This is a genomic window from Variovorax paradoxus B4 (genome assembly GCF_000463015.1).
GTDB lineage: Bacteria > Pseudomonadota > Gammaproteobacteria > Burkholderiales > Burkholderiaceae_C > Variovorax > Variovorax paradoxus_E.
Map to the genome: position 1 here is coordinate 688,347 of NC_022247.1, position 17,493 is coordinate 705,839.

At 68.8% G+C, this 17,493-nt stretch carries 19 protein-coding genes; 4 read left to right on the forward strand and 15 right to left on the reverse strand.

The genetic code is table 11. The annotated features are described in order from the left end of the window. The first annotated feature begins 56 nt into the window (after positions 1 to 56). Positions 57 to 896: a PP2C family protein-serine/threonine phosphatase gene (locus tag VAPA_RS03090; protein ID WP_021005312.1), complete on the forward strand. Its 840-nt coding sequence runs from the start codon at positions 57 to 59 to the stop codon at positions 894 to 896. Positions 897 to 918: 22 nt separating this feature from the next. Here the strand turns inward: VAPA_RS03090 and VAPA_RS03095 are convergent, their stop codons facing one another. From VAPA_RS03095 to tssA, 6 genes are all read right to left on the reverse strand, one after another. Then, a complete protein-coding gene (locus VAPA_RS03095; protein WP_021005313.1) occupies positions 919 to 1,455 on the reverse strand; it encodes a peptidoglycan recognition protein family protein in 537 nt (178 codons plus the stop codon). A 27-nt stretch (positions 1,456 to 1,482) separates the two neighbouring features. Then, positions 1,483 to 2,043, reverse strand: a complete 561-nt coding sequence (locus VAPA_RS03100) for a hypothetical protein (RefSeq protein ID WP_021005314.1) — start codon at positions 2,041 to 2,043, stop codon at positions 1,483 to 1,485. A 71-nt stretch (positions 2,044 to 2,114) separates the two neighbouring features. Continuing rightward, a complete protein-coding gene (locus tag VAPA_RS03105) occupies positions 2,115 to 2,597 on the reverse strand; it encodes an Hcp family type VI secretion system effector (protein ID WP_021005315.1) in 483 nt (160 codons plus the stop codon). Between the two features lie 143 nt (positions 2,598 to 2,740). Continuing rightward, positions 2,741 to 4,234: a type VI secretion system contractile sheath large subunit gene (gene tssC, locus VAPA_RS03110; protein WP_018904086.1), complete on the reverse strand. Its 1,494-nt coding sequence runs from the start codon at positions 4,232 to 4,234 to the stop codon at positions 2,741 to 2,743. 40 nt (positions 4,235 to 4,274) lie between these two features. Beyond that, positions 4,275 to 4,793: a type VI secretion system contractile sheath small subunit gene (tssB, locus tag VAPA_RS03115; protein WP_012745713.1), complete on the reverse strand. Its 519-nt coding sequence runs from the start codon at positions 4,791 to 4,793 to the stop codon at positions 4,275 to 4,277. Between the two features lie 72 nt (positions 4,794 to 4,865). Further along, positions 4,866 to 5,897 carry a type VI secretion system protein TssA gene (tssA, locus tag VAPA_RS03120; RefSeq protein ID WP_021005316.1) on the reverse strand — a complete coding sequence of 344 codons (1,032 nt, stop codon included), beginning with the start codon at positions 5,895 to 5,897 and terminating at the stop codon, positions 4,866 to 4,868. A gap of 71 nt (positions 5,898 to 5,968) precedes the next feature. Between tssA and tssJ the strand changes: the two genes are divergently transcribed. Then, on the forward strand, positions 5,969 to 6,481 hold the full coding sequence (tssJ, locus tag VAPA_RS03125; protein ID WP_021005317.1) for a type VI secretion system lipoprotein TssJ: 513 nt from the start codon (positions 5,969 to 5,971) through the stop codon (positions 6,479 to 6,481). A gap of 19 nt (positions 6,482 to 6,500) precedes the next feature. Here tssJ and VAPA_RS03130 read toward each other — a convergent pair whose 3' ends face one another. Together VAPA_RS03130 and VAPA_RS03135 are read right to left on the reverse strand one after the other, a co-directional pair. Continuing rightward, complete coding sequence (locus VAPA_RS03130; protein ID WP_021005318.1) at positions 6,501 to 7,619, reverse strand: type VI secretion system protein; 1,119 nt, start codon at positions 7,617 to 7,619, stop codon at positions 6,501 to 6,503. A gap of 22 nt (positions 7,620 to 7,641) precedes the next feature. Then, entirely contained in the window at positions 7,642 to 8,970 is a 1,329-nt protein-coding gene (locus VAPA_RS03135) for a DotU family type IV/VI secretion system protein (protein WP_021005319.1), read from the reverse strand. Positions 8,971 to 9,233: 263 nt separating this feature from the next. On the opposite strand from VAPA_RS03135, the gene VAPA_RS03140 reads away from it, so the two are divergent. Then, positions 9,234 to 9,917 (forward strand): response regulator, encoded by a 684-nt coding sequence (locus VAPA_RS03140; RefSeq protein WP_021005320.1) that lies wholly within the window; start codon positions 9,234 to 9,236, stop codon positions 9,915 to 9,917. Between the two features lie 20 nt (positions 9,918 to 9,937). Here VAPA_RS03140 and VAPA_RS03145 read toward each other — a convergent pair whose 3' ends face one another. From VAPA_RS03145 to VAPA_RS03175, 7 genes are read right to left on the reverse strand one after another with little or no spacing between them, the layout of a single operon-like run. Continuing rightward, on the reverse strand, positions 9,938 to 11,269 hold the full coding sequence (locus VAPA_RS03145; protein WP_021005321.1) for an MSMEG_0569 family flavin-dependent oxidoreductase: 1,332 nt from the start codon (positions 11,267 to 11,269) through the stop codon (positions 9,938 to 9,940). A gap of 35 nt (positions 11,270 to 11,304) precedes the next feature. After that, on the reverse strand, positions 11,305 to 11,589 hold the full coding sequence (locus VAPA_RS03150; RefSeq protein ID WP_041945989.1) for an MSMEG_0570 family nitrogen starvation response protein: 285 nt from the start codon (positions 11,587 to 11,589) through the stop codon (positions 11,305 to 11,307). After that, on the reverse strand, positions 11,580 to 12,578 hold the full coding sequence (locus VAPA_RS03155) for a sll0787 family AIR synthase-like protein (protein WP_021005323.1): 999 nt from the start codon (positions 12,576 to 12,578) through the stop codon (positions 11,580 to 11,582). The genes VAPA_RS03150 and VAPA_RS03155 overlap by 10 nt, the downstream gene beginning before the upstream one ends. Beyond that, entirely contained in the window at positions 12,575 to 13,135 is a 561-nt protein-coding gene (locus VAPA_RS03160) for an MSMEG_0567/Sll0786 family nitrogen starvation N-acetyltransferase (RefSeq protein WP_021005324.1), read from the reverse strand. Before VAPA_RS03160 ends, VAPA_RS03155 begins: the two co-directional genes overlap by 4 nt. 2 nt (positions 13,136 to 13,137) lie before the next feature. Next, entirely contained in the window at positions 13,138 to 14,220 is a 1,083-nt protein-coding gene (locus VAPA_RS03165; protein ID WP_021005325.1) for an MSMEG_0568 family radical SAM protein, read from the reverse strand. Further along, positions 14,183 to 15,235, reverse strand: coding sequence for a Nit6803 family nitrilase (locus VAPA_RS03170; RefSeq protein ID WP_021005326.1), 1,053 nt, complete (start codon positions 15,233 to 15,235; stop codon positions 14,183 to 14,185). Before VAPA_RS03170 ends, VAPA_RS03165 begins: the two co-directional genes overlap by 38 nt. A 15-nt stretch (positions 15,236 to 15,250) precedes the next feature. Next, the gene (locus VAPA_RS03175; protein ID WP_018904096.1) at positions 15,251 to 15,733 is read right to left on the reverse strand and encodes an MSMEG_0572/Sll0783 family nitrogen starvation response protein; all 483 of its coding nucleotides are present in this window, start codon (positions 15,731 to 15,733) and stop codon (positions 15,251 to 15,253) included. A 351-nt stretch (positions 15,734 to 16,084) separates the two neighbouring features. Between VAPA_RS03175 and VAPA_RS03180 the strand changes: the two genes are divergently transcribed. Further along, positions 16,085 to 17,482 carry an aminotransferase-like domain-containing protein gene (locus VAPA_RS03180; RefSeq protein ID WP_021005328.1) on the forward strand — a complete coding sequence of 466 codons (1,398 nt, stop codon included), beginning with the start codon at positions 16,085 to 16,087 and terminating at the stop codon, positions 17,480 to 17,482. The last annotated feature ends 11 nt before the right edge of the window (positions 17,483 to 17,493 follow it).

Below are 17,493 nucleotides of genomic sequence, written 5' to 3' on the forward strand. Positions count from 1 at the left end.
ACGACGACGTCGGTCGCAGCAACCACAACAGCACCAGCAAACGCGAGGCACCCCGCTTGGAAATCGAAATCGTCACGCTGTCCCGGCAGGGCGGCCGCAACTACAACGAGGACGTCCATGGCCACTGGCACGACGAACGCTACGTCGCCTGCCTGGTGGCCGACGGCGCGGGCGGCCATGGCGGCGGCGATGTAGCGGCAGCGACGGCGCGCAGCAGCGTGCTGGGCGGCTTCTCGGCGACGCCGGGGCTGGACGAGTTCACCTTGCGCACGCTGGTCGAACAGGCCAACCGCGACGTGGTGGCGCGGCAGGCCGAAGGCGGCAAGCTCGCCGGCATGCGCTCCACGGTGGTCTTCGCGGCCATCGACCTGGAGAGCCAGGCGCTGGCCTGGGTGCACAGCGGCGACAGCCGCGCCTACCTGTTCCGCGGCGGTGCCATCGTGGCGCGCACCACCGACCACAGCCTGGTGCAGCAGATGGTGGCCGGCGGCATGCTCGACGAGGAAGGCGCGCGCCTGCATCCGCAACGCAACATGCTGCTCTCGGCGCTCGGCTCGGTGGAGGAAGCTCCGGACATCACGGTGTCCGACCGCATGCGCCTGATGCCGGGCGACGTGCTGCTGCTGTGCAGCGACGGCGTGTGGGAGCCGCTGGGCGATGAGTGCCTGGTCGACACGCTGCACGCTTCGCGCACGCCCAGCCAGTGGACCGAGCAGCTCGACGCGCAGATCAAGGCGCACGCCAAGCCGGGGTACGACAACTACACGGCGCTCACGCTGTGGGTGATTCCCGATGACGTCGACGATGCCACGCGCCTGATGCCGGCGGTCGAGGAAGAGACGATGCCGGCTTCGATCGAAGAACCTTCGGCGTCGCCCGGCAAACCGCTGGACTGACGAACCTGGGGCCCGCGAGGGCCTAGCCGCTCAATCCGGCGGCGGCGTCCACGATGTCCTGCAGCTGCGCGATGACCGGCTTGCCGGGGCAGGGCTTCGACTTGGTGAACATCGCGTGGTACGAGAGGCCGCTGTCGTCCGGCGCGGTCGCCAGCTTCAGCGGAACCCCGTATTCCCCGTTGAGCCACGCGAGCAGGTAGCCGCACATGCGGATCTGCATGTCGGTGAGGATTTCGCCGTGGACGGCGACGTTTTCCACGCTGTACCAGAGGTTGTCCACCTTCCAGCCGTCGACGGCCCACGAGCGCTGCGACAGCGGAATGTACTGCGCGATCGTGCCGCCCTTGTCTACCGCGAAGTGGGCCGAGGCCGATCGGTTTTCCCAAGTAGTCTTGAGCGAGCTGAGCAGGCTGTTGCCGTCCGTGATGTGGATGATCAGCCCCCTGATGCTGGTCTTCTTCATCAGGCCCGCGGCCCCCGGGCCGCCGTAGTGCTTGCTCAGCGGGTAGTACTCATCCGCATAGGGGTGATAGTCGTCGTTGTTCCACTTGCTGCTCATGATCGAGCTCCTGTCCGTTCGCAGGTGTCAGGGCTTTTTCGGCCGATAGGCCTTGAGCGTGCCGGTCACGGTGACGTCCACCGTGACCACCACGACGGCCGATTCCATCTTGCCGTTGTCCTGCCGCTTCATCAGCTTCCGGGTGGTGGTCGAGGTCGAGCTGCCCTTCCAGCGGATCGTGCTGGAGCGCACCGCCTCCTTGTTGCCCTTGTAGTTCTGCTCCAGCACCGTGATGGCGCCGGTGCCCGGGTTCTTGGAAAGCACCGAGGTGTGGTGCGGGTGGCCGACCGTCACCGAGGGGGCGTCGACCCAGCCCGAGTCGTCGGAGAAGGTGACGTCGGTCGTGGTGGTCGTCGTCATCTCGTAGTCGCGGTACTGCAGGATGTCGCCGGGCAGCGCATCCTTGAGCGCGACCTCGTCGCCCCAGATGTAGTCGTCGTCGGCGCCCATCGGGCCGAAATCCGACGAGGTGCCGGCGCCGGCCTGGCCCAGGGCCTTGTTGGCCAGGTCCCAGCATTCGCCCGCGCCGATCTGCTTGCCGACCTGTGCGCTGGCCCACTGAAGGACCTTGGCGTTGAGTGTTGCCATGGCGTCTCTCCGGCTGGAAGGTCAATCAAGGGGCGGCCGCCGTCCACCGGGCGGCCGCGGCGCAAGACGCCTCAGACCTTCTTGTTGGCGGCGATGTCCCAGCCGGTTTCCTTGGTGCCGTCGCCGGAGCCGTCGGCCTTCTGCGGCGTGTACTCGTACTTGAACTTCGAGAAGTTCAGCGTGATGGTTTCGGTCAGGCGGTCTTCGCCGCCGCTGCCGCCGGTGTGGATGTTGCTGACGATGATGTCTTCCATCGTGAGCTTGACGTACTCGAGCGGCGTGGCTCCGGCCTTGCGGACCACCAGCGTGCCCTTCTTGATGTGCTGGCCGTTGCAGCAGTCGAGCAGCAGCAGGTGCGAGGAGGCATCCACATACTTGGTGACCGAGAGGTCCTGCACGCTCACCTTGCCGGCGCCCGAGCCGCCGCCGACGTGGCCGGTGCCGGACTGGCTGGCACCCCAGCTCCAGGAGAGAACGTCGATTTCCTTCTTGTGCGAATCGTCCTTGGATTCACCGTCGACGCCTTCGAGCTTCAAAAACATGTCTGCAGCCATGATGCTTACCTTTCAGTTGTGTGCGAGTCAGAGATAAAAAGGGCTTCCGTGCGGTGCCTGATCGGCGGTGGTGCCCGGGAGCTATGGAGAGAACGAGCAATGGGCCCCGTTTTCAAAGGCCCACCGACGGCATATGCCGCCCGTTACTTGCCGCCCTTGGCCGAGGGCAGCTTCGACACCAGCCGCAGCGACACCGTGAGGCCTTCGAGCTGGTAGTGCGGGCGCAGGAAGAACTTCGAGGTGTAGTAGCCGGGGTTGCCCTCGACCTCTTCCACCACCACCTCGGCAGCGGCCAGGGGCTTTCTGGCCTTGGTCTCTTCAGAGGAGTTGACGGGGTCGCCGTCCACGTAGTTCATGATCCACTTGTTGAGCCAGCGCTGCATGTCGTCGCGCTCTTTGAAGCTGCCGACCTTGTCGCGCACGATGCACTTGAGGTAGTGCGCGAAGCGGTTGCAGGCAAAGAGGTAGGGCAGGCGCGCCGCAAGATTGGCATTGGCCGTGGCATCCGGGTCGTCGTACTCGGCCGGCTTGTGCAGCGACTGCGCACCGATGAAGGCCGCGAAGTCGGAGTTCTTGCGGTGGATCAGCGAGAGCAGGCCGGCCTTCGACAGTTCCGCCTCGCGCCGGTCGCTGATGGCGATCTCGGTCGGGCACTTCTGGTCCACGCCGCCGTCGTCGCTCGGGAAGGTGTGCAGCGGCAGGTTCTCCACCGCGCCGCCCGACTCGATGCCGCGGATGCGCGAACCCCAGCCGTAGAGCTTGTAGGAGCGGTTGATGTTGGTGGCCATCGCATAGGCTGCGTTGGCCCAGGCGTACTTGCTGTGGTCGGCACCGGCGGTGTCTTCCTCGAAGTCGAACTCCTCCACCGGATTGGTGTTGGCGCCGTAGGGCGTGCGCGCGAGGAAGCGCGGCATGCACAGGCCCAGGTACTTGGCGTCGTCGGAGTCGCGCAGCGACCGCCAGCCGGCGTACTCGGGCGTGAGGAAGATCTTGGTCAGGTCGCGCGGGTTGGCGAGCTCCTGCCACGATTCCATCTGCATCAGGTTGGGGCTCGCGCCGGTGATGAAGGGTGCATGCGCCGAAGCCGCGATCTTGGACATCTCGCCGAGCAGCTCGATGTCGGGCGGGCTCTGGTCGAAGTGGTAGTCGCCCACCAGCGCGCCGAAGGGCTCGCCGCCGAACTGGCCGTATTCCTGCTCGTAGATCTTCTTGAACATCGGGCTCTGGTCCCAGGCCGCGCCCTTGAACTTCTTCAGGCTCTTGGCGAGGTCCGTCTTCGAGATGTCCATCACCCGGATCTTCAGGTGCTCGTCGGTCTCGGTGTTGTTCACCATGTAGTGCAGGCCGCGCCACGCACTCTCGAGCTTCTGGTAGTCGGGGTGGTGGATGATCTTGTTGACCTGGTCGGTCAGCTTGGCGTCGATCGCGGCGATCATCGACTGGATCGACTTGGTCACGTCCTTGCCAATGACGGTGCTGTTGCTCAGCGCCTGCTGCGCGAGCGTGAGCACCGCGGCTTCGACGGCGCTCTTGGCTTCGTCGCTGCGCGGCTTGAATTCCTTCTGCAGGAGCGACGAAAAATCGCTGCCCGCATAGGCGACATCCTTGAGTGCGCTCTGCTCGAGTGCTTCGGCCATGGTGGTTCTCCTCGGGGTCCGGTGTGTCGGGTGTGGGGGATCAGGCGGCCGGCTTGGCCGCTTCGTCGTCGGGCTTGGCGGTGGCCGCCAGCGACTGCAGCAGGGCCGGGTCTTCGAGCACCTTGGCCAGCAGTTCCTCGGCGCCGTTCTTGCCGTCCATGTAGGTCACGAGGTTCGACAGCTGGGTGCGCGCCTCGAGCAGCTTGTCGAGCGCGCCGACCTTCCTGGCCACGGCGGCGGGCGAGAAGTCTTCCATGTTCTCGAAGGTGAGCTCGACCTTGAGTTCGCCTTCGCCGGTGAGCGAGTTCTCCACCGCGAAGGCGGCGCGCGGCTTCATGGCCTTCATGCGCGAGTCGAAGTTGTCGACGTCGAACTCGAGGAACTTGCGGTCGGCCACGGGCGCGAGCGGATCGGCCGGCTTGCCCGACAGGTCGGCCAGCACGCCCATCACGAAGGGCAGCTGGATCTTCTTCTCGGCGCCGTAGAGTTCCACGTCGTATTCGATCTGCACGCGTGGCGCCCGGTTGCGGGCGATGAATTTCTGACTGCTCTTGGCCATGGCGATGCTCCTTGCGGGGGTAGATGGGGCGGTTCGATCAACAGGAAAAAAAAACGGGGCGGAAAATGGCGGCTACTCGGACGGGCGCTTGCCGGTCACGGTCTCGATCGTGTCCAGCGCGCCGGGCGCGAGGTTGGCCATGATTTCGAGAAAGCTCACGCCGATGAGCTTCTTGGCGCGCTCGATCAGGAGCGGCGCGGGGTTGCCGGGCTCGGTCTGTTCGAGAAAGCGGATCACCCGGTCCAGCATCTGCAGTGCGTCCTGCCGGCTCTGGATCTCGCCACGCGCGGCAGCGGGCCGAGGCGCGCCGCCGGCCTGCGGGGAATCGCCTTGTGTTTCTTCGGCGGCGCCGGCTTCTTCCGGTGCACCGATGGCGGCGCTGCAGGCCTTCTGCAGCATGCGGCCGATGGTGCGCAGCGGGGAGAGGTCGATCGCGTCGGAGCGGCCGGTGCGCTCCACCAGCAGGGCCTGCAGCTTCTCGACCAGGCCGGGCACGCCGATGGCGGCCTGGATCAGTTCGGGCCGCTCGGCATGGAGCGCTTCGAGGCCGCCCTGGATCTGTGCCGGCGAATAGGTGGCTTCGCCGCCCACCGCATTCAAAGCGTTGTTGGCCACCGCGATGTCGCGCACGCGGATCGCGCCCACGCCGGGCGCCACGCCCACCTGCGCGTCGTACAGGTCGCGCAGGACCATCGTCTCGTCGCCGAGCGGCGCGAGCGCGTTCAGGCGCATCGTCGGATCGTTGTCGTCCTCGGCATCGAGCTTTGGATGTATGCCGTCCCAGAACTTGTCGAGCAGGCCGATCAACAGCTGGAGCCCGGCCACGAAGCCGGCCACGCCCTGCAGCCGCGTGGAGGCGCGCAGCAGCAGCACGGCGGCGCGCACGTCCTTGCTGCGGCGCAGGATCGCGTCGGACTGCTCGGCCACCTCGCGCCACTCCGGTTCCACCGCGGCAATGACGGTGTCGCCGAACTGCTGCTCGGGCTTGCCCTGCGCTGCGGTGGTGAGCGCGGTGAAGGCCGCGTCGTACTCCAGATCGTCGCCGCACGGCGAGGCCTCGCCGATGGGCGTGAGCAGGGCGTCGACAAGTTCGTTGGTCAGCATGTTGCCTGTTCGAGTTGGCTGGTGATAATCAAAGATGCGTCCGAACCGGTCAATGCAACGAAGGGAATAGCATGCGCACGCTGGGTACACACCATTCGTCCTATGGACGCTCTTTTGCTGCGGTCTCGCGGCGTCTTGCACTGGCCTGCGGCCTGGTATTGACCGGTGCCCTGATCGCAGGCTGCGCAAGCAAGCCCGTGGTCACGCCGGTGTCGATCACGCTCGCGGCCGGTTCCGATGCCAACCCCGATGCGCGCGGCCGCGCATCGCCGCTTACAGTGCGCATCTATGCGCTGAAGTCGCCCGGCCCCTTCGAAGGGGCCGACTTCTTCTCGCTGTTCGAAAAGGACCAGGCCACGCTTGGCGCCGAGCTGGTGCAGCGCGAAGAGATGCTGCTGCGCCCGGGCGAAAGCAGGAAGCTCGACCTCACCCTGCCGGCCGATGCCAAGGCCATCGGCGTGATGGCCGCGTTCCGCGACCTCGACCGTGCGCGCTGGCGCGAAGTGCGCGCCGTGGAGCCCGGCAAGCCGCAGACGCTCACCGTGACCTTCGGCGCCCGGCAGATCCGCATCGACAGCAAGTGAGCCCGGCCTGCGGACCAACTCACGCCTTTGCCGCGTTGGCGTTCGGCGGACGGCCGGGCCGTGCGAGCGGTTGGTCGGCGGGCAGGAAGCGCTCGAACAGATCGGTCACGAACGCGCCGCCGGCCGCGCCCGATGCAGCGGCTGTGAGATAGAGGCCGCGCCATCGCGGGCCGCGCGAGCCGCGGCCATGGCTTTCGAACAGGGCGTCGGCCACCTGGCGCAATGCGGGTTGCAGCGCACGCAGCGCCTCGACGAACTCATGGATCGCGAGCCGGCCCGATGCACTCGGCTGTTCGCGCAGCAGCGCCATCCGCAGCGCATGCAGCTGGCGCGCCATGGGATCGAACAGGGCATCGAGCCGTTCGGCCGCCGTCTCGCCATGGGCGGCAGCTCCGGCCAGGCGATGGCCGATCACCTGTGCGAGCACCTCGGGCGGCAGCGCGCCGCGCAGCGTGGCATAGCCGGCCAGCTGCTCCAGCCCGGTCACGACCAGGTAGACCGGCAGCCGCAGGCGCAGGGTCTCCGCGGCCTCGTCGAGCAGCCGGCGCATCCTGGTGGCCAGCGGCTTCATGCCTGCGCTGGCCGGGTGCAGCAGTTCGCTCGCTGCCACGCAGACCACCACGCCGTTGATCGGCACGCGGTCGCGCCGCTCGGCCAGTGCGAGGAGTGCCTGGAGCCACAGCGCGCGCGTGTGCGGCGCCGCGGCCACGTCGCTGACGGCGCTCGGGTGAAGCTCGATGGCCGTCATCGAACCGGTGAGCCACCAGCGCCAGTACGGTTCGCCGAAAGGTTCGCTGCCTGAAGGTGCCAGGTGCTCGGCATGGGCCGCCGCCAGCAGCCCCGGCAGGTTGGCCGCCGCATCGCCGAGGAAGAGGAGCCAGGGCACCGGCGCGGCTTGCTGCCGCGGTGGCTGGCGCAGGAGCTGGCGTGCGTGCGACATGGCGTCCCTCATGGCTTCGACCGCGGCTTCGTCGGGTTCGGCCGCCGGTGGGCCGAGCGCGGCAATGCGCCGGCGCAGCGCACGGCGGCGCGCACCGCGGCCGGCGTCGCGGACCGTGGCGTACAGCAGTGCAAAACCGGCCAGGCACAGCGCGAGCAGGAGCCAGAAGAAATGGGCGGACGACAGCGCGGCGGGCATGGCGGGGAGCGTGCTGAGGTTCTCAACGCGCAGTGGTTTCGAGGAACTCGAAATCGGCCAGCAGCCGCTCGCTGCCCTTGTGGGCCGCGAGTGCCTCGCGCAGCCGCAGCAGGTAGGCCGAAGCGAGTTCGTACGGCGGCCGGTCGGCGGCGCCGTCGAACGGCGTGGGCGACGAGAGCACGGTGACCAGCACGGTGCCGAAGGGCGGGGCCACCAGCCAGCTCGCGGGAATGTCGCGGCCCAGCTCCAGCTTCTCGCCGGCGCGCAGCCGCACCGGTGCCTGGCCGGTGTTCAGGTGCATGACCGAACCGTCGGCGGTGTAGTAGTCCACCCACAGGTAGCTGTCGTGCCTGGGCGCGGCCACCTGCATGCGCACGTCGTCTCCTTCGCGCAGCCGGCCGTTGCGGGCCGTCACGGCCGTCACGCCCAGTCCGTGGGCCTTCTCGCGGTTGCGCAGCTGGTAGGGCTTCAGGATGGCGAACACCTCGCAGTGGGGCCACACGCGCAGCCTGACGTCGAAGGTGGGCGAGCCCACGTCGGGCAGCAGGCCGGCCACCTCGCGCTCCACCCGCTCGACGTCGGCCGGCAGCGAGACGAAGCCGCTCACATGCAGCCTGCCGCCCTTGCCGGCGGAAGCCGAGAGATCGGCGCACGCATAGCTTTGGAGATGCTGCTCGATGCGCTGCGCCGGCTCCGGCTCGCCGGCGCGCGGCCCGGCCAGCCATTGCCACCACAGCAGATAGAGCAGCGGCAGCAGCAGCGCGAGCGCGCCGACCGCGCGCAGCAGGGTGCGGTCGCGGCGGTGCAGGTCGTGCGGACCCGGCGGATCCGCCACGCCATAGGGCTGCGGCGTGATCCGGTCCTGCACCAGGCTGCCGAGCGCCAGGGGCCTGAGCCGCAGCTGGCGGCCGTGCAGTTCCTTCAGCTTGCCGAGCTCGCCGCGGTCGTCGCTTTCGAAGTAGTACTGGCCCTTGAAGCCGTGCACCAGCCCATGCCAGTAGACCTCGCGCAGCTCGTCGTCTTCTGCGCCCAGCGCCGACAGGTGGTGGAAGAACTCGCTGTGCGCATTGTTCGAGTTGAACAGCTGCACCTGCAGCGGCGCCGCGCCCGCGGCCGCTCCAGGGTGGCGCGCCAGGATCTCGTCGATCCAGGCGACCATCGCAAAGACCGCCGATTCGACCTGCGCGGCGGGCTGGCCCGATGCGCTGGCGCGTGCCGCGTCGAGCAGCCGGCGCGCCTGTTGCTGCGCGGCATCATGCGGGGGCGGCGCGGCGCGGCCGGCTGCAATCGATGCGTCGAGGGCGAGGCCGAAGGAGACGAATGCGGAAAAACAGTCGAGCAGCCGGACCATGGATGACCGCGCCCGCTCACCGCGCCTGCATTGCGGAGGATGCCTTGCACCGGCGTCTGCTGCGATGGCACATCCCCATGTCCCCGGTTCCTTCGAGTAAGGATTCCATCTTCCGAACGCCGGGCGGTGGGCGCCATATCGCTTGGGGACTATGCCGTTCGTCGGGCAAACCGGCTTGCTGCGCGGGGCAATCGCCGGTATCTTCGGCATCCGCTGAATTCAATGCACGCACGCTGGGACACCCGGGGACACTAGGACATGCCATGAAAATTCTGATCGCCGACGACCACCGGCTCGTCATCGAGGCGGTCAAGGCCAAGTTGTCGGAGCTCGAGCCCGGCATCGAGTTCGTCCTGGCGATGAGCGTCGACGAATTGCTTGCCGGCGCCACCGACGAGCTCGACCTGGCCCTGATCGACCTCAACATGCCCGGCGCCGATGGCCAGGCGCACATCGACGAAATCCGCCGCCGCCATCCGGCCGTGCCGGTCATCGTGCTCTCGGGCTACGAAGACCCGGCCATCATGCGCAGCGCGCTGGAGCGCGGCGTGCTCGGCTTCATTCCCAAGGCCTACTCGCCCGAGGTCATGCTGTCGGCCGTGCGGCTGGTGCTGGCCGGCGGCGTGTACGTGCCGCCGATGATGCTCACGGCGCTGCCGCCCGGCATCGTGGCCGGCGTGGCGTCCACGCAGAACGGCGATGCCCGCTCCGCAGGCGCTTCGTCCCAGACACTCGAGCACCTGCGCAGCGTGCTCACCGAGCGCCAGGTCGAGGTGCTGCAGCTGCTGTCGCAGGGCAAGCCCAACAAGCTCATCGGCCGCAGCCTCGGCATCAGCGAGGGCACGGTCAAGATCCACCTGGCGGCCATCTTCCGCGCGCTCAACGTGCGTAACCGCACCGAGGCCGTGGTGGCCGCGCAGGCGCTGACCGAGGCGCAGCAGGCCTGAGCCGCGCGCCAAGCCGCCACCTAGGCTGCGGCGCGCAGCCCGGCGCCGGCCGGTTCTTCCTCCTGCGCGTCGACCCGGCCTGCCGCTGCCGCGTTCTTCCTCTCTTCGATCGCCGCGGCGAGAAACTCCGCGTCGCGCGCCACGCCCGAGAAGCGGCCGGATCCCCAGGTGTGCAGCCACGGCAGCCCCAGGAAGTAGAGCCCCGGAACGCCCGTCACGCCGCGCTGGTGCACCGGCGCGCCGCGGCCGTTGAACACCGGCGCATCCACCCACTCGAAGTCGGGCGAGAAGCCGATGCACCAGAGCACGCTCGCAATGCCCGCTTCCGCGAGGTCCAGGCGCGTGCGCTCCTCGGGCGGCTCCCACACCGGCGTGTAGACCGAGGGCGGCGGCGCCTCGATGTCCCGGGAGGCAATGAACTTGTCGATCGAGGCGTTGATGCGGTTGTAGGTGGCGTCGGCGCTGTCCAGGTGCTCGCGCAGGTTGGGCTGGAACTCCAGCGTGCCGTCGCCGCCCAGGCCGGTGAGCAGGCCATACAGCTCCATGCCTTCGAGCGCGAAGCGCCGCAGGTCGATGTCGCGGCCGCCGTCGCGGCCGGTCACGTAGTGGTTGGTGTTGTCGCGCACGCCCTCGCGCAGCGGATGCTCGGTCACGGGCATGTCGTAGTACTTCATGTCGGCGAGCCAGTCGACCACTTCGCGGCCGCGGTAGAAGCGCGCGCAGCGCGGCGCATCGCCGGTGGCAAGGTAGACCTTGCGGCCGGCCAGGTGCAGGTCCTCGGCGATCTGCGCGCCCGACTGGCCGCAGCCCACCACCAGCACCGCGCCCTCGGGCAACTGCGCCGGGTTGCGGTACTGCGCCGAGTGGTACTGCACCACGTGGGGCGGCAGCTTCTCGGCCAGGCGCGGCACGATGGGGCGGTGGTAGCCGCCGGAGGCCACCACCACCTGGTCGGCGGTGTAGAGGCCGGCGTCGGTCTGTACCATGAAGCGCTCGCGCTCGCCCGTGCCGGGCACGCGCGCCACGCGCTCGACGGTCACGCCCTCGATGGCCGGCGCCTTCACCTGCGCGACGAAGCCGGCGAGCCATTCGTTGATCTGGTCCTTCACCATGAAGCCGTGCGGATCGTCGCCGGCGTAGGCCCAGCCCGGCAGCTGGCACTGCCAGTTGGGCGTGACCAGGCAGAACGAATCCCAGCGCTGGGTGCGCCAGCTGTGCACCAGGCTGCGCTTCTCGATCACGAGGTGGTCGATCCCGCGCTGCTGCAGGCAGTGGCTCAGCGACAGGCCGGCCTGGCCGCCGCCGACGATGACGACGCTGTAGTGGCTGCGTCCGCCAAATGGATAGGACATGGGGTCTTCTTTCTTTCTCTCTGGATGCAGGGGCGTCAATCGAAGGCGACGACGGTGACTTCGGCATCGGCGGTGCCGGTGAAGCGGGTGGCGATGCGCTCGATCTCGGCGAGCTGGTCCATGGCCTGCGAGCACGCGAAGCCGTACTTGGCGCGCACGCGTTCGGAGGCGATGCCCAATGCCTCGCGCGAGCGCTGCAGGAAGTCTTCGAGCGCATAGCGCTCGCCGGGCGCGAAGAAATCCTGCACCACGGACGAGGGCGAGTAGCAGCGCGTTTCGCTGGCGTCGGGCCAGCGCACCTGGAAGTGCATCACGGGCATGCGAGCGCCTCATGCGGTGGCTGGATGAAGGCATCACTACCGAAGTCCCACAGCAGGGCCTCGTTGCCGCCTGCCTGCAACCGCACCTGCCGCGTCGAATCGACCTCGCCGACCACCGCGCAGGCGATGTCGCACGCGGCGAAGCGGCCGAGCACCGGCGCGACCTGCGAAGGCGGCACGCTGAGCACGAAGCCGTAGCTCGGAAAAGAAGAAAGCCAGCGCAGCAGCGGCACGCCGCCGGGCCTGGGCAGTGCATCGAGGTCGATGCGCGCGCCGACGCCGGAGCACTCCAGCAGCATCATCGCGGTGCCCACCGCACCGGCCATGCTGATGTCCTTCGCGGCGCGGCAGAGCCCGTCTTCCGCGATGGAGGGCAGCAGTTCGAGGTCCGCGCGCAGCCGCGCGGCCGGCGCCGTGGTCGAAGCGTTCCAGTAGGGAAAGGGCTCCTCGTAGGCGCCGCGCAGGTCGGCCGCCATCACCAGCAGGTCGCCGGGCTTCGCATCGAAGCTCGTGAGCAGCTTGCGTGCGTGGCCGAGGATCGCGACCGCGAGCTGGGGCCGTTCGCTGCGGTTGTTGCTGTGGCCGCCCACCACCGGCACGCCGTAGCGCACCGATGCCTCGGCCATGCCGCGCAGCACCTCGTCGGCAGGGTCCATGCCGGTGCTCCACAGCGCATCGACCACCGCCGTCGGGCGGCCGCCCATCGCATAGATGTCGCTCACGTTGACCATCACGCCGCAGTAGCCTGCGAACCACGGCATGCGCACGATGAAGTCTTCCACCATGCCTTCGATCGCGAACAGCAGGTAGCCGCCGTGCCCGTCGGGGATGGCCGCGCAGTCGTCGCCAATGGGCACGGCCTGCGCGAGCGCGGCATGGCCGCCGGGCAGCGACCGGCCGAGGGTCGACACCACGTCGCTGATGTCGCGCTTGTGGGCGAAGCCGCGCGTGGCGCGCAGCGCTTCGGCGATGGCGTGGACATCCGTCATGACAGCACCTTCGCGCGCGTGACGAAGCCGCTCACCGGGTCGTGGCAGGGCGGGTAGAAAGCGAGCCCCGCCTGCATGCGTGCGTGCGGGCGGCCGTGCACCGAGATCTCCTCGAGCATCTGCCAGCCCAGCTTCTGGAACAGAGGAACGTTCTGCATCTGCACCTGCGCGAAGAATTCATCGCAGCCGAGCGCGTTGGCGCGCGACACCGCGAGCCGTATCAGCGTGGCGCCCAGGTGGCCCTGGCTGCGGAACGCGGGATGCACCGCGAGGCGCGAGCCCCACCATTCACCCGGTGCCTCGCCGCGGTGGATGCGCACCGTGCCCACCACCTGCTCGGGCATGCCGCCGTTGCACGACATGGCGACCAGCAGCTGCGCATGGCCGTCGATCGCGTCGCGGTCGTCGCGCGCGAAGATGCCCTGTTCGATGCAGAACACCGCCCGGCGCAGCGCCATGGCTTCGTCGCGTTCCCACTGCTGGGCCGCTTCGCGCACCAGGTATTCGACCGGCGCGTAGTGCGGGTCGAGCCCGCTGAGGTCGTCGATGCACAGCATGCTCAGCTTTCGTTTTCTTTTTCGTAGACCGACAGCGAGGAGCAGGCGCCGCACTTGCCGCAGCCCGCCTTGATGTCGGCCGAGCGCAGGCCCGCGGCCACCACGCGCTCGCCCAGCGGCGCCAGTAGCGACTTCATGAACTTCGGCGAGGGCGCCGGATGGTCCTCCAGCGGCGTGCCGCTGATCGGCACGAAGGGCACGACGAAGGGGTACACGCCGCGTGCGAGCAGCTGGTCGCAGGTGCCCAGGATGGCCTCGCGCGTGTCGCCCAGGCCGGCCAGGATGTAGGTGCTGACCTGGCCCCGCCCGAACACGCCCACCGCCGCCTCGAAGGCGCTCATGTAGCGAGAGATCGGCACCGTGGCCTTGCCCGGCATGATGCGTTCGCGCACCTCGGGCGTGACCACCTCCAGGTGCATGCCCAGCGTATCGATGCCCGCGGCCTTCATGCGGTGGAACCACTGGTCGTCGTCGGGCGGCTCGCACTGGCCCTGGATCGGGATGTCGACCGCGGCCTTGATCGCGAAGGCGCTCTCGCAGAGGATGGCCGCGCCGCGATCGGTGGCATTGGGCGTGCCGGTGGTCATCACCATGTGCTTCACGCCGTCGAGCAGCACGGCCGCGCGCGCCACTTCGGCGAGCTGCTCGGGCGTCTTGCGCGCGATGGTTCGGCCGGCCGCGAGCGACTGGCCGATCGCGCAGAACTTGCAGCTCTTCCTGCGGCTCTCGTAGCGGATGCAGCTCTGCAGCACCGTGGTGGCGAGCACGTCGCTGCCGTGCAGCGTGGCAATGTGCGAGTAGGGCACGCCATCGAAGGTCTGCATTGCATAGAACCGCGGCTGCTTCGGAAAGCTGATGCTCGCAATGGGAATGCTGCCGCGCATCACGCGGCTCACGCCCTCTGCATCCGGCGCCTCGGCCGTGAACGGCGAGTGCCACGCGCTGGAGGTGTGGACCGGCACCATGATCGTGTGGCCGTCCACCGTCACGGCCTTGTGGTCGGACGGGCCGGCGCCGCCGCGGCGGCTCGCCACGCCGGCGGAAGGATCAACCAGCCGCAACCCGAAGGACTGGAGTTCGGTCATCAGCTGCCGGCTGTCCGGCGGGGTCGTCGTGGTGGTCATGGTCGGGGCTCCGTGGAACGGTGGGGGTGGGAAAAGCGGCATGCATCGGCACGGTGGTCTGCGCCGGCCGGTCGTTGATGGCGAGCGACAGCAGCTCGGGCCGCGCGTAGTGGCCGACCGAATCCATCATTCGCTTGCGCTTGGCGATCAGCGCCATGTCGAGGTCGGCGACCACCATGCCTTCGCCCTCGGTGAGCGGCGGCGCGAGGTGCTTGCCCTCGGGCGAGACGATGGCGGTGTGGCAGCCGCCGCGCAGCGCCTTCTGCAGGTTGGCGTCGGGCGTCACGCTGCGGATCTGCTCGTCGCTGAGCCAGCCGGTGGCGTTGACCACGAAGCAGCCCGACTCCAGCGCGTGATGGCGGATGGTCACTTCCATCTGCTCCGCGAAGATCGGGCCCACCAGCGAGCCGGGGAACTGCGCGCAGTGGATCTCCTCGTGCTGCGCCATCAAGGCGTAGCGCGCGAGCGGGTTGTAGTGCTCCCAGCAGGCGAGCGCGCCGACGCGACCGACGGCCGTGTCGACCACCTTGAGGCCGGCGCCGTCGCCCATGCCCCAGACCATGCGCTCGTGGTAGGTGGGCGTGATCTTGCGGCGCTTGAGCGCCAGCGTGCCGTCGGCATCGAACACCAGCTGCGTGTTGTAGAGGCTGCCGTGGTCGCGCTCGTTCACGCCGAGCACCACGACCATGTTTCGCGCGCGGGCCCGCTCGGCCACGGCCTGCGTGACGGGGCCCGGCACGACCACCGCGCGCTCCGCCAGCCGCAGGTGCGGCGCACCCTGCAGCACCGGCGGCAGCACGAAGCTGAAGTAGGGGTAGTAGGGCACGAAGGTCTCGGGAAAGACCGCGAGCTGCGCGCCCTTGGCCGCGGCCTCGTCGATGGCGCTGCACACCCGCTCGAGCGTGCCGTCGGGGCGCTCGAAGTCGGGCGCGATCTGGATCGCCGCGGCACGCACGATGCGGGTTGGGGAAGCCATCGCTCGGGTCCTGCCTTACAGCGTCCAGGTGTCCAGGATGACGGCGCCGGCCTTCTTGTGCAGCAGCACGAGGTCCAGCACGTCGAGCGGATTGATCGGCGTGATGCCCTCGATCAGCGCGCCCTCGCCGTGGCCGTACAGCGCCTGCAGCGCGAAGCGGCAGGCATACACCTTGCCGCCTTCTTCCATGAACTTGCTGATCTGCTTGTTGAAGTTCTGGTGGCCCGGGAAGGCCTCGTCGCCCAGCGTCGGAAAGCCGCGCTGCACGCCCAGCGTCACGCCGGGCCCGTAGAGCAGGACCGAGGTCTCGTAGCCCTTGCGCCGCAGCCGCGTGGCCTGCAGCAGGTTGACGAAGCCGATCGAACCCTCGAAGGCCACGGTGTGGAAAGTGACGAGCGCCTTCTCGCCGGGCTCGGCCTTGACGTCTTCGAACACCTTCTCTTCGTAGTCGACGAGGAACTCGCCTTTCTCGTTGCGGGGGCGGGTGACTTTGGGCATGGGGTACTCCGGTTGAAGGAAAAGGGGGATGAACGCAGGTCTTGCGTGCCTCTCTCTTCGCAGGCGATGTGCCAGCGCCCGGCGCGGCGCATGCGATCAATGCGCGATCAATCCGCCCGGGTGCGGCCTGGGCGCCCGAAAACTTTTCTGGGGCGCCCGAAAAACCCCCTGCAGAGGCGGCCGGCACGGCCCTGCCTGCACCGGAAAGACGCATCCGCCATGCGATCAATGCACCCGATCAACGGGGTTGATCGCACCTGATCGAGGCATCCGGCCCCCCTGGAGCGGGCGCGGTTCCTGCGTGCCTGATCGGTGGCCCGATGCAATCAATGGATGCAATCAACTTTGCCGATGACCACGATCACCGCCCACTGGCGCAAGCAGCTGCGCAACACCGCCAAGCCGGCCTACCTGCTGCTGGCCGAACTGATCGCCGACGACATCAAGACCGGCCGCCTCGCCGTGCGCGACCGGCTGCCCACCTTGCGCGAGCTCGCGGCCGAGCTGGAGCTCAACTACACGACGGTGGCGCGCGGCTATGCCGAGGCGCGCAAGCGCGGCCTGATCGATTCGCGCGCCGGCACCGGCACCTTCATCCGCTCGGGCAGCCCGAGCCTGCGGCTGCGCGGCGGCAGCGGCGCCGAGATGACGATGAACATGCCGCCCGAGCCCGACGACGAGCACCTGATGGCGCGGCTGCACGACAGCGCGAGCCGCGCCTTCGCCGAGGCCGACCTGCACGACCTGCTGCGCTACCAGGACTTCGGCGGCACCGCGCACGACCGCGAGGCCGCGATGCACTGGCTGCGGCCCTTCGTGCCCGACGCCGGCATCGACCGCATCCTCGTGTGCCCCGGCATCCACGGCGTGCTCACGGCGCTGTTCTCGCAGCTCGCGCGGCCGGGCGAGCTGATCTGCGTGGAGTCGCTCACCTACCCCGGCGTGAAGGCCATCGCGGCGCAGCTGGGCGTGCAGCTGCATGCGCTGCAGCTCGATGACGACGGCCCCATTGCCGATGCCTTCGAGCACGCCTGCCGGACGCTCAAGCCCAAGGCGCTCTACTGCAACCCCACGCTGCTGAACCCGACCGCGGGCACCGTGTCGCGCGCACGGCGCGAGGCCCTGGCCGACGTGGCGCTGCGCTATGCGGTGCCGATCATCGAGGACGACGCCTACGGCATGCTGCCGCGCCAGACCCCGGCCGCGCTCGCCACGCTGGCGCCCGGGCTCACCTACTACGTGAGCGGGTTTTCCAAGTGCTTTGGCGCGGGCCTGCGCAGCGCCTATGTGTGCTCGCCCACCGTGGTCCAGTCGCAGCGCCTGGCTGGCGCGATGCGCGCGACCACCGTGATGGCCTCGCCCATCACCAACGCATTGACCACGCTGTGGGTCGAGGACGGCACCGCCGAGGCCATGCTGCAGGCCGTGCGCGGCGAATCGATGGCGCGGCAGGCGCTGGCCGCGCGGCATCTCGGCGGCAGCGGACTGCAGGCGCATCCCGAGGGCTTCCATGCCTGGCTGCCGCTCTCGCCGGGCTGGAGCCCGGTGGAGTTTGCCTCCTACCTGCGCACGCAGAACGTGGGCGTGGTGGCGAGCGCGGCCTTTTCCACCGATGGCGATCCGCCCGAGGCGGTGCGCATCTGCCTGGGCGGCCCGATGTCGCGCGAGCAGTGCGACCAGGCGCTGCGGCTCATTGCCGACACGCTCGCGCATCCGCTGCATCCGCACGCCACGCTGCGCGGCGGCTGAGCGCGGCGGCC

What these genes read in the sequence shown, in the direction of transcription:
- VAPA_RS03095 (WP_021005313.1), bottom strand. Translation starts at nt 1,455, where the DNA reads ATGAGCAGCAAGTGGAACAACGACGACTATCACCCCTATGCGGATGAG.
- VAPA_RS03100 (WP_021005314.1), bottom strand. Translation starts at nt 2,043, where the DNA reads ATGGCAACACTCAACGCCAAGGTCCTTCAGTGGGCCAGCGCACAGGTC.
- VAPA_RS03105 (WP_021005315.1), bottom strand. Translation starts at nt 2,597, where the DNA reads ATGGCTGCAGACATGTTTTTGAAGCTCGAAGGCGTCGACGGTGAATCC.
- tssC (WP_018904086.1), bottom strand. Translation starts at nt 4,234, where the DNA reads ATGGCCGAAGCACTCGAGCAGAGCGCACTCAAGGATGTCGCCTATGCG.
- tssB (WP_012745713.1), bottom strand. Translation starts at nt 4,793, where the DNA reads ATGGCCAAGAGCAGTCAGAAATTCATCGCCCGCAACCGGGCGCCACGC.
- tssA (WP_021005316.1), bottom strand. Translation starts at nt 5,897, where the DNA reads ATGCTGACCAACGAACTTGTCGACGCCCTGCTCACGCCCATCGGCGAG.
- tssJ (WP_021005317.1), top strand. Translation starts at nt 5,969, where the DNA reads ATGCGCACGCTGGGTACACACCATTCGTCCTATGGACGCTCTTTTGCT.
- VAPA_RS03130 (WP_021005318.1), bottom strand. Translation starts at nt 7,619, where the DNA reads ATGCCCGCCGCGCTGTCGTCCGCCCATTTCTTCTGGCTCCTGCTCGCG.
- VAPA_RS03135 (WP_021005319.1), bottom strand. Translation starts at nt 8,970, where the DNA reads ATGGTCCGGCTGCTCGACTGTTTTTCCGCATTCGTCTCCTTCGGCCTC.
- VAPA_RS03140 (WP_021005320.1), top strand. Translation starts at nt 9,234, where the DNA reads ATGAAAATTCTGATCGCCGACGACCACCGGCTCGTCATCGAGGCGGTC.
- VAPA_RS03145 (WP_021005321.1), bottom strand. Translation starts at nt 11,269, where the DNA reads ATGTCCTATCCATTTGGCGGACGCAGCCACTACAGCGTCGTCATCGTC.
- VAPA_RS03150 (WP_041945989.1), bottom strand. Translation starts at nt 11,589, where the DNA reads ATGCCCGTGATGCACTTCCAGGTGCGCTGGCCCGACGCCAGCGAAACG.
- VAPA_RS03155 (WP_021005323.1), bottom strand. Translation starts at nt 12,578, where the DNA reads ATGACGGATGTCCACGCCATCGCCGAAGCGCTGCGCGCCACGCGCGGC.
- VAPA_RS03160 (WP_021005324.1), bottom strand. Translation starts at nt 13,135, where the DNA reads ATGCTGTGCATCGACGACCTCAGCGGGCTCGACCCGCACTACGCGCCG.
- VAPA_RS03165 (WP_021005325.1), bottom strand. Translation starts at nt 14,220, where the DNA reads ATGACCGAACTCCAGTCCTTCGGGTTGCGGCTGGTTGATCCTTCCGCC.
- VAPA_RS03170 (WP_021005326.1), bottom strand. Translation starts at nt 15,235, where the DNA reads ATGGCTTCCCCAACCCGCATCGTGCGTGCCGCGGCGATCCAGATCGCG.
- VAPA_RS03175 (WP_018904096.1), bottom strand. Translation starts at nt 15,733, where the DNA reads ATGCCCAAAGTCACCCGCCCCCGCAACGAGAAAGGCGAGTTCCTCGTC.
- VAPA_RS03180 (WP_021005328.1), top strand. Translation starts at nt 16,085, where the DNA reads ATGACCACGATCACCGCCCACTGGCGCAAGCAGCTGCGCAACACCGCC.